This window comes from Bacillus sp. JJ1773 (genome assembly GCF_036962035.1).
Lineage (GTDB): Bacteria > Bacillota > Bacilli > Bacillales > Cytobacillaceae > Cytobacillus.
Genome location: NZ_JBALNX010000096.1, coordinates 1 through 11,394 on the forward strand (window position 1 = coordinate 1; position 11,394 = coordinate 11,394).

Sequence of the window (11,394 nt, forward strand, 5' to 3'; positions counted from 1 at the left end):
GGTTTTTCAGGAAATTATATAGAATTCGATGTCCTCGGATTAGTTCAAATGGTTAATATGTATTTGTAAAATGTTACCCTTATTTATGATTAATAAAGTCTTTGGTTTAAAGGGGCAAGTTTTGTAACATTAATAAATTTATCTATATGGGATTAAGAAAAAGGCTGTATTATCAGCCTTTTATATTTTTGTAAAAAGTTCTATTTCAATCTGATCGCGTTTTATCCATTCTATTTTTCGTGTGAAAATAGCCTTTTCAATAACCGATTTTAATAATCTATTCTTCATTTCAACATCATTTGTAGAGTGATAGACTTCCAGAACATTTTTTAATTTAGGGATAAAGGTTATCTGGGCTTCTTGCTGTCTGTATTCCCTATCAATTTCAGTCTTTAAATAAGAAATTTTTACATCAACTTGCTCAAGTTTTTCTCTTATTACTTGCTGCCTTTGTAAAAACGTATCTATATTATATATACCTTTTTCTAAGAGTTCGTGGATATTTTCATTTTGTACCTCAATCTCTTTTTTCTCATTTTCTAATCCTTGAAGTGCCTTTTCTTTTAGTTTAATTAGGGATTTACCTTTTTTTCTTTCTTCTTTTGGCAATTCAAACTCCTCTATTATATTTTCAAGAGTTTTAATTATTTTATCCTCAACTAATGCAAAGGTTGCTCCCTTTTGAATCCCTTTACAGCGGTGATTATTGCATCTAACCGTATCATTTGGACGGTCAACACGTGGAAATCTAACCATTGCTTTTCCACAATTGGAACACACGAGAATCCCAGCTAATGGATTAGTTAATGTTCTCTCTTTTGTTAGTGGTACAGTCCAGCGCTTTTTAGATTCTTGGTTTACCTTGAAAAAGAGGTCTTTTTCTATGATGGCAGGGTGAGCGCTTTCAGTAATTTGCCAGCTTTCTCTAGACAGTTTTCTTTTTTCATACCTACCATCAACTTTAATATGCTTTACTTTCCCCCATATAATATTCCCAATATAAACTTCATTTCTAAGGATTCTACCAACAGTTGTATGCTCCCATTGATCGGATTCAGGAGGTTTAATATTCATCTGATCTAATTCTTCAGCAATGGTCCTTTGGCCAATACCAGCTGCTGTTCTATTAAAGATTAATTCAACCACCCAGCTAGTCTCAGGGTCTGGATAAAGCTTTAAATTATCATCCCTAAGATAACCATAAGGAGGTTTCCTAGTAATTGACTTTCCTTCTCTAGCAGATTGCCTTCGTCCACGCTGCATCCTTTTAGTGATTGCTTTAAGCTCTTCACGGGCAATCAATGATTTAATGCTAAAGGTTAATTCTTGGTTTTCATCTTGTGGGTCAATAACCTCTGTAGGCGTTACAATGATAGTCTGTGAGTTTCTAAATATCCGATAGATTGTTCCTTGATCAACCATGTCTCCACGACCCAGGCGGTCTAAATCCATGCAGAGAACAGCATCAGCTTCTCCGTTCTCTACACGCCTAAGAAGTTTCTGCATTTCTGGACGTTCGGAAATATATTCACCTGATTCAACCTCAGGTAAAATGTCAACGATATTAATATTTTTTAGCCTAGCAAAATCCAGTAATTGACTTCTATGGCGGTCCAATGTATCAAAATGATTGCCCATATCTGCCTGGCGCTTTTCTTCTTCGAGGTCTTTACGGCTTTTCCTTAAATAAACCAAGGCGTCCAGATTAGCCAGAATGTTGTATTGCAAAGTCATTCACTCCTTTACAATATTATATTAATCCTTTTTCTCCTTCATGTTTCTTCTAATATGTTCCACCCGGTATTCGCAAATATCCTCAGATACTTTAAATACAGAGGACATGTCACTGATTAAAGATGGGCTTTTCCAGTCAACAGCATCCAACATGTGAAAAGGGATTGCTGCATATTTAATAAAACGATCGCAATCCCATTCTTGCAATTCTCTCCAAGATAATGGCATTTCTAATTGACTTCCTGCATGGCGGAGAAGGTGACAAAGCTCGTGGAAAAATATTTCACGCTGTTTTTCTTTGTCCAAATAAATGTTAATGTTTATTATTTTGAATCTCCCATTTTCATAGGAATAGTTACGTTTTTCAGAATAATTCAAGTGAATGTCTAACAATCTAGCTATTTTCTTTTCGTCAATATCCTCTGGAGTCATTATACCTATTCGCATTAAAAATTTCGAAACCCATTTATCCAGAGAAAATGGTCTATACACATAGGCCAAATGAATCACCTCAAAACCAATTATAGGAACAAATGTTCTTTATTGCAATATCAAAAAAAGACCAGTTAATTAACTGATCTTTCTCTTCTTTGCTTCTTTCTCTCTCCAGGGTAATAAAAACAGTTCAACCCAGTTTTTATCTCTCCATATTATTCTTCTAGCCTCAGCCTCATCTTTCGCTGCTTGTGTATATGTACTTGTGGTAATAATTTCTGCCAGAGGACATTTATGATTCTTTTTTGCAGAATCTATATTTCTAATAATATTAACATCAATAGGTTTGGAATATTGCTTTATTTGAACAGCAACATTTGCATTATGTATTGGATCAAAGTAAATTAAATCAACTCCACCATCAGCACCCTCTTTTGTTTCTTGAACTTCATGCCCTTTAGCTTTGTAGTAAAGGTAGCAAAGGCGCTCAAATTCTCTCCATGTAAGCTTTTTAAAAGGTAAGGTAAATATTTCATTGTCAGTCCTTAAGATATTGTGTTCCTTTGTAGGTACTTCAGACTTCGTAGTTCTTATTGTAGTTTGCTTAGAGGTATTAATGGTATTAGATTTTTTCTTCTTAGTTTGTTTATCAGGGATCATTGCAACGATAATAGTCGGAACTATATAAACAGCAAAAAGTAATCCAAGTAAATACTGCCAACTAAAATCACTTTCAAAAATAACCCATAGTCCTGGGATAAGTATTATTCCTTTTATTACATACTCTATATTCTTTTTATCTTTCTTTGTCACCTTATTTCCCTTTCTCTTCTTTCGCTTTCCACTTCACATAGTCGATATGCCTTTTAATGTCCTCAATTTCTTCCCCTGATAAGCCCTCCATATCAAAGAAATAGAGGTTCTCTTTTTCAGCTTTTTGTTCTATCTTTCCTCTTAATAAATATTCGACTGACACTTCATATAAATCGGCTAATTTTATTAATGTATCGTAATCTGGTTTACGGTCACCGGATTCATAACTAGATAATGTATTATTTTTTATTCCTACTTTTTTAGCAGCAGCATTTTGTTTTATATCTTTTTTCTCTCTTACGGCTTTTAATCTTTCGTGAAACTCCATCTATATTCGCCTCCTAATATAAATATTATCATTTATTCTCTAATCGAGAAATTTTATTCACAAAGTGAGAAATGGTATATTGACATTCTCAAAATGTGAATATATACTGAGGTTAATTAGTTCACATATTGAGAATAACGAGGTGATAACGATTGAAAGTACTTGGGACTAACATCAAAGAAATACGTGAGTTTAGAGGATTAACTCAGATCTATGTTTCAAGGGAATTAGGATATAAATCTCCTTCTATGTTGAGTGAAATTGAATCAGGTAAAAAAGGTTTAGATGCTGAAAAAATTCCTCAATTAGCAGAAATTTTGAACGTATCTATTAATCAAATTTTTTTTGGGATTAATATTCACGAATTGAGAATTAAATGTAATGAAGAGAGGGGTTAATAAAATGTCAAATCAAATACCATCACATTTATTCCGTGACCGTTACTGGGCTGCTCTAATTCATCTGTTTTCAAAACATCCAAAATTAAAAACTGTGTTCACGACAAAATACTTCAATCTGGAAGCAGAGGAAGTAAAAATCCAATCATTAAAAAGATATGCAGCTCCCTGGTCACAATCTGAAAAAATCATGCTAAATCTAGCCCTGCATCTTTTTAACGAGAGAAATAAGTTTAACCTCGCAGATCTTGATTGGTTGGATAGCAATAACAAGTTACTTGCATTTGAAGCAATAAAAATTCGCTTTTTTAAGGGGTGACACTATGAATATTAAAAACTGGGAACTTACTTCTGATCTCGGTTACACGTCTGAATTTACAAATAAAAACGATGAAAACATTGTTATTAGTCTGCTTGCAAGGTCTGAAAAGGAAGCTTGGGGAAAACTTGCCGTTTAAGCTGAATTAGAAGGGCAGTCCAATTCCATTGATTTCATATATATAAATAAGGGAGGGATCTAGATGTCTAAGGAATACATCTTTGGAAACGCAAAAGTGATTGTCTATTCGCCTCTGGCTCATATGACCAAAGAAGAACGTAAGGAGTTTTTCAGATCCGAATGGGAAAAAGGAAATCCAGTCTTAAAAGATATTGCTCAAGCTGCACATGATTGTATGAATGCCTCTATTCCAAAATTAGAAAAATATTCATAGTAATAGGATACCATTTTTAAAAGGAGGAAATTGTCAAAATGTGTTTAATAAACCAAGCAAATGTGAAAGTAAATGAGCTTCAGGCAAAAGCTCTAAAAACAGCATACTATTTGTTTGATGCAATACGAGAGCAAGATTATGAATCTGCCCAACTTGAAATGACAGAATTAAGGTTTGTGATGAACCAGCTGGAGGAAGCGAAAACAAAAAGAGAGAGATTACAATCGCTTCTAAATGTAGTAGCCGAAATGAAAGCACGGGGGATCCATATTGATTTTGCTAGACGTGCTTCTTTTTTGAAAATAAATGCGAAAAATGCGGTTGAAAAATATCATAATACAGCATTTTTTCACGAAGTAGATAAAAAAAGGCAGCAAGCCTAAGCTTACTGCGAAAAATGTCTTATAAAAATACACACATTTAGTTTATCAAATAAACGCTAGAAAGGAAAGAGCCGATGCTTTCAACAGAAAATATCAAGGAAACAGTCGATCTGGTTCGGCTGTTTCCTTCCAGTCAAATTAAAGTTATCAAACTGCTAGGCTATTCATCTTCTAATAGAGAGCAAGACTATAACCGTAGATATTCAGCTGCCAAACGTCCTTTCATGAAAGGATGGCAACATATGGACAAGCCTGGTCTATCCAGTGAAGAAAAATCCTCATGGCTGCATGAAGGAGGATGGACAGGCCTTGTTATTCCAAAGGGATATATAGTTGTGGACATTGACGATCAGCAAGAGGGCAAGTTGATATATAAGGCTTTAACAAAGGATCAGCTTGGTTTCCATGCAATTAAGACTGTTCGCGGCTATCAGTTTTTTTTCAAAGATAATGGTAGGGTAAAAAGCCAAGATGCTACAGTTCTGATGGCTTGCGGTTGTGTAGGTGATTACCGGATTGCAGAGCGTGGGCAGATTGTGTTGCCTACCAGTAATACAAAGGGAAGAGAATGGATTCATCTTCATAATGGCGAGTTATCCGAAATGCCTATTTACTTTGAACGCTTAAAAAAGCTGAATAATGATGATCGTCCTTTTCCTATCCCTATGAACGAGGGCGGTAGGAATAATGCATTATATGCTCATGCGTGCAGGCTTGTAGAGTTTGGTTACGACCACAATGAAATTCATGAAATTACTAGCTTTGTAAACAAATATTTTTTTCTTCCAGGCTTAGATCATTCTGAGTACATAGCAACTTTTAGAAGTGCATTACAGAGAGAAGCATCTGGAAAGAATTATGGATCACCACCAGTTGCAACAACTATTCAAATGCAACAGCACCCTAGAGAACCTAAGTTCAATTTAACTGAAATGGGGAACGCTGAAAGGCTTGTCTACCGCAACGGAAATAATTTAAGGTATTGTTTTGAATTTGAAGAATGGCTTCTGTGGAATGGCAACACATGGACCGAGGATAAGAAAAAACAAATTGAGCGCATAGCCATTAAGACGTTTCGTGAAATGTATGGTGAAGCTACTAAAGAAGAGGATATGGACAGGAGAACCCAAATCGTAAAGTGGGCACAATCTAGTGAGAAAAGTTCTGTCTTTTTAAACAGCATTGCCCGGTCAGAAGCAATGCTACCAATCAGTCAAGAGGATTTGAATAAGGATCGTTATAAATTAAATTGCCTTAATGGAGTTGTGGATCTGCGAACAGGTGAACTTTTACCACACGATCGCAAAATGTATATGACAAAAAATACTCATATAGAGTATCACAAAAAATCTGACTGTCCAACATGGTTAAATTTTCTTGAAAGTATCATGAAAGACGAGCAAGGGAATGTGAAACAAGACCTAATAGATTTCTTGCAGAAGGCCATTGGATACACCCTTACTGGAGACACAAGTGAGCAAGTTGCCTTCTTCTTATGGGGAACCGGTCGAAATGGGAAATCTACTTTTATCAATATTGTGAAAGAAATACTTGGAGATTATGGGAAACAAACAAATAGTGACACTTTCACATCCAAGATGAATGATAACGGGATTAATAATGATGTAGCTCGGCTGCATGGAGCAAGGTTTGTGTCCGCAGTTGAATCGGAAGATGGCCAGAAGCTTTCCGAATCATTGATTAAGCAGCTGACAGGTGGAGAGCCGATCACAGCTCGATTTTTGCGAAAAGAGTTTTTTGAGTTTCTTCCAGAGTTTAAGATCTTCTTTACAACCAACCATAAGCCGATTGTAAAGGGAGATGATGAAGGGATCTGGAGAAGGATTAGGCTGATTCCATTTACTCACACAATCCCCAAGGATGAAGTGGACAAGCAGCTACCTGAAAAGTTAAGAGCTGAGCTTCCAGGCATATTGAAATGGGCGGTTGAAGGCTGCATGAAATGGCAGCAGGGGGGCCTTGGAGAGCCGGATGAAGTGAAGGCTGCTACGGACGAGTACAAGGAGGAAATGGACCTGTTATCCAACTTTCTTGATGAATGCTGTGTAATGCTGAATGAGGCAAAAGTCGCTGTGAATGACATCCATAAGGAATATATGAAGTGGGCCGAGGAAAACGGTGAATATCCAATGAAACAGCGTGCATTTAGCAACAGGCTCCAGATGAAAGGTTTTTCAAAAAGGAAGTCAACAGGCAATCGAACCTTCTTCTTTGGCATCGGTTTAATAGCAGATTATAAAGACAAGTTACCTAACAGTTACCTAGTTACCCATAGTGACTCATTTTCTAGTATCCCCCATATAGGAGAAAAGTTTGAGACGAACATAGAGAATAGGTCACTAATGGTAACTTTTGATTCAAAAAGTAACTCTAGGGTAATTGAGGAGGAGATTTAATGATTAATCAACTCCTTAACACTATGTATCACTTAAATATAGAAATAAAAGAAATAGACAATAAAACAAAGCTTGTCTATGAACCTGGACTATTAAATGAAGAGCTGAAAGAACAAATTAAGCAGCATAAATCTTTATTAGTTCAGAGACTGGGAGAGAACGAGGATGCCAGAAAGCTAGGATTACTTATATACAACCATGGACAGCTTTATGAATACCGATATGGGAGAGGGGCGTTCTTGTACATTGAGCGCCTTCCAAATGGCAAAGCGACAGCATGGAGGGATAACTTTCTACTAGAGCAATCAACACCATATAAAACGAAAACAATCATTGCTAACGTGCCTTTTGAAAAGGCATTTGAACAGGCTGCAGGTTTCATTAACTGGATGAAAAAGGTGCAGAAAAGGAAAGTGGGGTGATTTTGTTTGGAATCAGTTAAAAAGTATCACTTCAGTCTGAAGGAAGAAGAAAAAGATAGGATGATCGAACAGCTGCTAGAGGTTGGACTTACTAAAATGAATGACGGAAGACAACTATATGAACTTAATATGAAGGAGCTTGCTGATTTGTTAGAAGAGATCAACCATGCTGTTAAAGTGTGCTGTATTTAAATATATAAATATATATTAAATTATGCACGTAGGGCTAAATAAGGAAAGCGTCAAAGATTCAAAAAAATCACTTTGAAGTAGTTTGTAAATTTGATAAAAAGTGGAGCAATTTGATTTAACAGTGTATTGGGGAATTTTTTAAAAAAGAAAATAGTAATTTTAATACTATTCAAATTGATTTTTTCAAAAACGAAAATATAACAAAATGTGGTTTCGATTAATTTTGAGAAAACAAGAGATAATTATGTTTCATAAAAAAAGCACTTCTTTATGAAATGCAAATTAAATAAATAACTTTCTAATGGCGGGGACTAATTCATTAAAATAGGGTTTGACAATAAAGTCTTTTGCTCCTAATTTTATTGCTTCAACAATTAGCCAATTTTGACCCATTGCAGAACAAATAATTACATTTGCTTTTGGATCATATTCAATAATATTTTTAAGTGCATCTATACCATTCATTTTAGGCATAGTTAAGTCTAATAACACAATGTCTGGAGACTTTTCTTTATATAAAGAGACAGCACTTGTACCATCAGAAGCTTCATAAAAAACTTGGAAGCCTTCTTCATGTAATTTGTTCTTTATTAAATTTCTTAAAAATCTTGAATCGTCAGCAATTAATATAGTTTCACTCATTTAAAAACACCTTTCACTAAAATTAAGGCAAATTAGGAAAGGAAATATTCTTGCAAAAAAAAGTTTTTATGCAACCCGGCTGCCATAACAGAAAAATGTCTTAGGCCCGTAGCTTTGCGTCTTTTACTTTCGTAAAATTTGCCCAAATAAAGGTTAACATACTTTTCCACAAAGGGAAAATTATTTTGCAGTTTTAATTTTAATGGGCTTCTTTTGATAATCAATATTTCGTTTACGAAGCTCATTTTCTAAAATTTTTATAAAGTCCTGCGAAAGATTAAGGCTACAAGCCTTTCTATAGGTGCAAAGCAACATACTGTTAGTAAGTATCTTGAAAGAACACAAATAAACCCTCTCTTTTCTAAATTATTTTAAAATTGGCACAGAATTTATTTTAACAGAACTCCTATAACTTTTAAATGGAGGATTTGAATTTTTAATAGTACGGAGGGAACACAAGAATTAATATTTAGTTCGTAATATGAATCAATATGAAAGGAAGTGAAAATATGAAAAAGATTATTGTAAATACAATCTTATCTTTCTTTATTAATGCTGAATTGGAAGAAAACCTAAATCGCAGAAAAAATATGAAGAAGTAATGTCGCATTTCGTAATTAATGTGTTGGTAACAAAATGATTGGAGTGTTTACTAATTTGTGAAAAATGCGAGTCAAATAAAGTTAAATTAATGAAAGAATATGAAAGTTATGATGGTTATTGGGTTGAAAAATATTGATGTGAAAACTGTGGCTATGAATTTTAAGATGTTCAGATTAATGAATCATACTGATATAAGTATTTTCATAGTTCCGAACGATTCGAAACTAGTTCCTATACCTTTCGGAAGTGGGTTCCTAACGGATCAGAAGTATATTTATTTTTAAAAAATCGCACCCTCTTAATAAAGAGGTGAGGACATTGATAAAAATGGTAATTGTCGATCAATATAATATGGATCAATATCATGAAATAGGTTCGTTTCCTCCAGCTGAGGTTGAGGAAGTAATTTCATTGATAGAAAAATATGGAGTCATTTTTGAAACGGATAAGACGGAGCATTATTGGTTAATACAAGCTGTATTTAATGTAACGATGAAACATTTGGCCTTAATAGTTGGGCCTGAATAAGGAGTTGAGGCGTATGGCATATTTAACTCAGGTGCGTGCTGGAGGAAAGCAATATATTTATTTAACGGAATATTGCGGTAACCAATTGTACACGACAAAAAATGAGAGAAACATTTACGGCTTTGGTTCCACGGGTATTGCGATTTTAAGAATGAAAAGATGGCTTATTAAATTTGATAATGAGTTTCCAGCAGAGTTGAAAGAGATGGGATTTACGAAAGAAGATTTAAAGATCTGGCTAAAGCAACTCGAGACAGGAAAGACCCCTCAAGGTAAAAAGTTTAGAGTCGAGAAGGAACCTGTGGAGTTTTACAATATATATAATATATATTAAATTATGCACGCCTTTTCTGAAGTTAGTAATTTATTTAAGAACTGATTTATTGAAAAATATAGTCGCTATTGCTGAACGGGTAGGAAAATCCTACCCGTTTTTCTATTTATCCCAAAATATTTTTTGGGATATTTTTCTTATTAATAGTTTTGTAATATCGGAAATAAGAGGTGAAACAAATGAATGAGGAAATTCAAACGACAGATCCGACTGAGGATGCTGCTACTGAATCTGGAAGTACAGAACAATCAACAACTGATAACACAGGGGAAATAAATCCTGCGGATCCAAATGGTGATTCTGTTATTCAATCACCAGCATCAACAGAAGGTGCAAATATGTTTTCTTCTGATGGTGTAGTGGTTACTTCTCCTATAGATAACAGAGAGCAGACAATACTCAGAACTGGAGACGGTGAGATTCATGTCATTCATGAAATCACTCTAGGTGAGGTAGTCTTATCAACTATTATCATGGCATTGTTAGTGTTTATGGTCTTAGATCGAGTAATAAGGAGGTAGGGCAAATGTATACGGTTCTTGCTTATTCACCAAAAGACATATTTGTTACTTATGTGGTGATAGTAGCCAGCTGCGCATTACTCTATCCAATTGCTAGACTCATATACACAGCGTTTGAAAGAGGTGTTTCTAGATGGAGGTAAGCCATATAGAAATTGGTGGCTTTGCTGCACAAGCTTTTAAAGCTATCTTTGGAAACCCTGATGTCATGGTTATCCTGCTAACTTGGTCAATTATAGTTACGTTAGGACTTGTCACCAAAAAAGTTTATGAGGATCTATCAAATTAGGAGAGTGAAGCTATGTGAGTGGACTTTCAAATGTATTTGATTGGGATTTCTTTTGGGGCACTTTCGGCTTCATCTTGAAAATTGTAGCTCCTTTCGTCATGTTGATTGTCGCCATTATCGCTGTCGGTATCTTGCTGAAAAACGTTATTGCAGCAGTTAGGCAGAAGAACTAGTGCCAGCATTTCAATCGTTTCTTAGTGGAAGCAATTTAACTGCATTTTGGGATAACGTAAAATGGCTGCTGTTTTTTGTAGCTCCAGTCATAATGATCTTTTTTGGCCTAGATGCCATTAAATTACTGATAAAAGTAATAAGAGGATCCGTAGCAGATGAAGGCAATAAAGATGATGATGATGTTTATCGGTACTAACTAGTTTTTACTAGATTAAATAATTTAAATGAGAGGAGTTTTTTAAATGGGAAGTAATGCAGTTGATTTTTCAGGAGTAACACTACCATTTACACCAGCTGATTTATTAACTTCTACAACAGGTCTTTTAGGAGTTGTAGGAGGATTCGTTTTACTAGGTCTAGCTATCATCTTTGTTCCTAAAATAATTAATGTAATTCGAGCAGCTGCAGCAACTCGTGGAAGTAATTAATTTAAAGTAGTAACAATTTTTTGAGAGGAGTTTTTTAAAT

At 34.8% G+C, this 11,394-nt stretch carries 21 protein-coding genes and 1 riboswitch; of the genes, 15 read left to right on the forward strand and 6 right to left on the reverse strand.

The genetic code is table 11. From position 1 onward, the window contains the following. Positions 1 to 180: 180 nt before the first annotated feature. The 4 genes from V7127_RS22610 to V7127_RS22625 form a co-directional block, all read right to left on the reverse strand. On the reverse strand, positions 181 to 1,728 hold the full coding sequence (locus V7127_RS22610) for a recombinase family protein (RefSeq protein ID WP_335489922.1): 1,548 nt from the start codon (positions 1,726 to 1,728) through the stop codon (positions 181 to 183). Positions 1,729 to 1,755: 27 nt separating this feature from the next. Further along, entirely contained in the window at positions 1,756 to 2,181 is a 426-nt protein-coding gene (locus V7127_RS22615) for an ImmA/IrrE family metallo-endopeptidase (protein WP_335489925.1), read from the reverse strand. Between the two features lie 123 nt (positions 2,182 to 2,304). Next, a complete protein-coding gene (locus V7127_RS22620) occupies positions 2,305 to 2,982 on the reverse strand; it encodes a restriction endonuclease (RefSeq protein WP_335489928.1) in 678 nt (225 codons plus the stop codon). 1 nt (position 2,983) lies between these two features. Further along, positions 2,984 to 3,310 (reverse strand): helix-turn-helix domain-containing protein, encoded by a 327-nt coding sequence (locus tag V7127_RS22625; protein WP_335489931.1) that lies wholly within the window; start codon positions 3,308 to 3,310, stop codon positions 2,984 to 2,986. Between the two features lie 152 nt (positions 3,311 to 3,462). Between V7127_RS22625 and V7127_RS22630 the strand changes: the two genes are divergently transcribed. From V7127_RS22630 to fbpA, 8 genes are all read left to right on the forward strand, one after another. Further along, positions 3,463 to 3,708: a helix-turn-helix domain-containing protein gene (locus tag V7127_RS22630; RefSeq protein ID WP_335489934.1), complete on the forward strand. Its 246-nt coding sequence runs from the start codon at positions 3,463 to 3,465 to the stop codon at positions 3,706 to 3,708. A gap of 4 nt (positions 3,709 to 3,712) precedes the next feature. Beyond that, a complete protein-coding gene (locus tag V7127_RS22635) occupies positions 3,713 to 4,027 on the forward strand; it encodes a hypothetical protein (RefSeq protein ID WP_335489937.1) in 315 nt (104 codons plus the stop codon). A 4-nt stretch (positions 4,028 to 4,031) separates the two neighbouring features. Then, entirely contained in the window at positions 4,032 to 4,166 is a 135-nt protein-coding gene (locus V7127_RS22640; RefSeq protein ID WP_335489940.1) for a hypothetical protein, read from the forward strand. Between the two features lie 63 nt (positions 4,167 to 4,229). After that, on the forward strand, positions 4,230 to 4,421 hold the full coding sequence (locus tag V7127_RS22645; protein ID WP_335489943.1) for a hypothetical protein: 192 nt from the start codon (positions 4,230 to 4,232) through the stop codon (positions 4,419 to 4,421). A 38-nt stretch (positions 4,422 to 4,459) separates the two neighbouring features. Next, positions 4,460 to 4,804, forward strand: coding sequence for a hypothetical protein (locus tag V7127_RS22650; RefSeq protein ID WP_335489946.1), 345 nt, complete (start codon positions 4,460 to 4,462; stop codon positions 4,802 to 4,804). Between the two features lie 74 nt (positions 4,805 to 4,878). Further along, entirely contained in the window at positions 4,879 to 7,221 is a 2,343-nt protein-coding gene (locus V7127_RS22655; protein WP_335489949.1) for a phage/plasmid primase, P4 family, read from the forward strand. Continuing rightward, on the forward strand, positions 7,221 to 7,643 hold the full coding sequence (locus tag V7127_RS22660) for a hypothetical protein (RefSeq protein ID WP_335489952.1): 423 nt from the start codon (positions 7,221 to 7,223) through the stop codon (positions 7,641 to 7,643). The genes V7127_RS22655 and V7127_RS22660 overlap by 1 nt, the downstream gene beginning before the upstream one ends. Before the next feature lie 6 nt (positions 7,644 to 7,649). Then, the gene (gene fbpA, locus V7127_RS22665) at positions 7,650 to 7,835 is read left to right on the forward strand and encodes a Fur-regulated basic protein FbpA (protein ID WP_335489955.1); all 186 of its coding nucleotides are present in this window, start codon (positions 7,650 to 7,652) and stop codon (positions 7,833 to 7,835) included. Positions 7,836 to 8,117: 282 nt separating this feature from the next. Here the strand turns inward: fbpA and V7127_RS22670 are convergent, their stop codons facing one another. Beyond that, positions 8,118 to 8,477, reverse strand: a complete 360-nt coding sequence (locus V7127_RS22670) for a response regulator (RefSeq protein ID WP_335489958.1) — start codon at positions 8,475 to 8,477, stop codon at positions 8,118 to 8,120. A gap of 66 nt (positions 8,478 to 8,543) precedes the next feature. After that, a riboswitch (cyclic di-GMP riboswitch) is annotated at positions 8,544 to 8,630 on the reverse strand. 27 nt (positions 8,631 to 8,657) lie between these two features. Further along, positions 8,658 to 8,822: a sporulation histidine kinase inhibitor Sda gene (gene sda / locus V7127_RS25970; protein WP_438824055.1), complete on the reverse strand. Its 165-nt coding sequence runs from the start codon at positions 8,820 to 8,822 to the stop codon at positions 8,658 to 8,660. 576 nt (positions 8,823 to 9,398) lie between these two features. On the opposite strand from sda, the gene V7127_RS22675 reads away from it, so the two are divergent. From V7127_RS22675 to V7127_RS22705, 7 genes are all read left to right on the forward strand, one after another. After that, positions 9,399 to 9,608, forward strand: a complete 210-nt coding sequence (locus V7127_RS22675; protein WP_335489961.1) for a hypothetical protein — start codon at positions 9,399 to 9,401, stop codon at positions 9,606 to 9,608. Positions 9,609 to 9,621: 13 nt separating this feature from the next. Further along, positions 9,622 to 9,942, forward strand: coding sequence for a hypothetical protein (locus tag V7127_RS22680; RefSeq protein WP_335489965.1), 321 nt, complete (start codon positions 9,622 to 9,624; stop codon positions 9,940 to 9,942). A 179-nt stretch (positions 9,943 to 10,121) separates the two neighbouring features. Then, the gene (locus tag V7127_RS22685) at positions 10,122 to 10,463 is read left to right on the forward strand and encodes a hypothetical protein (protein ID WP_335489968.1); all 342 of its coding nucleotides are present in this window, start codon (positions 10,122 to 10,124) and stop codon (positions 10,461 to 10,463) included. Between the two features lie 133 nt (positions 10,464 to 10,596). Further along, entirely contained in the window at positions 10,597 to 10,752 is a 156-nt protein-coding gene (locus V7127_RS22690; RefSeq protein WP_335489972.1) for a hypothetical protein, read from the forward strand. A gap of 14 nt (positions 10,753 to 10,766) precedes the next feature. After that, on the forward strand, positions 10,767 to 10,925 hold the full coding sequence (locus V7127_RS22695; RefSeq protein ID WP_212933930.1) for a PTS ascorbate transporter subunit IIC: 159 nt from the start codon (positions 10,767 to 10,769) through the stop codon (positions 10,923 to 10,925). After that, a complete protein-coding gene (locus V7127_RS22700) occupies positions 10,925 to 11,122 on the forward strand; it encodes a hypothetical protein (RefSeq protein WP_335489976.1) in 198 nt (65 codons plus the stop codon). The genes V7127_RS22695 and V7127_RS22700 overlap by 1 nt, the downstream gene beginning before the upstream one ends. 46 nt (positions 11,123 to 11,168) lie before the next feature. Continuing rightward, the gene (locus V7127_RS22705) at positions 11,169 to 11,354 is read left to right on the forward strand and encodes a hypothetical protein (protein ID WP_335489979.1); all 186 of its coding nucleotides are present in this window, start codon (positions 11,169 to 11,171) and stop codon (positions 11,352 to 11,354) included. Positions 11,355 to 11,394 lie beyond the last annotated feature (40 nt).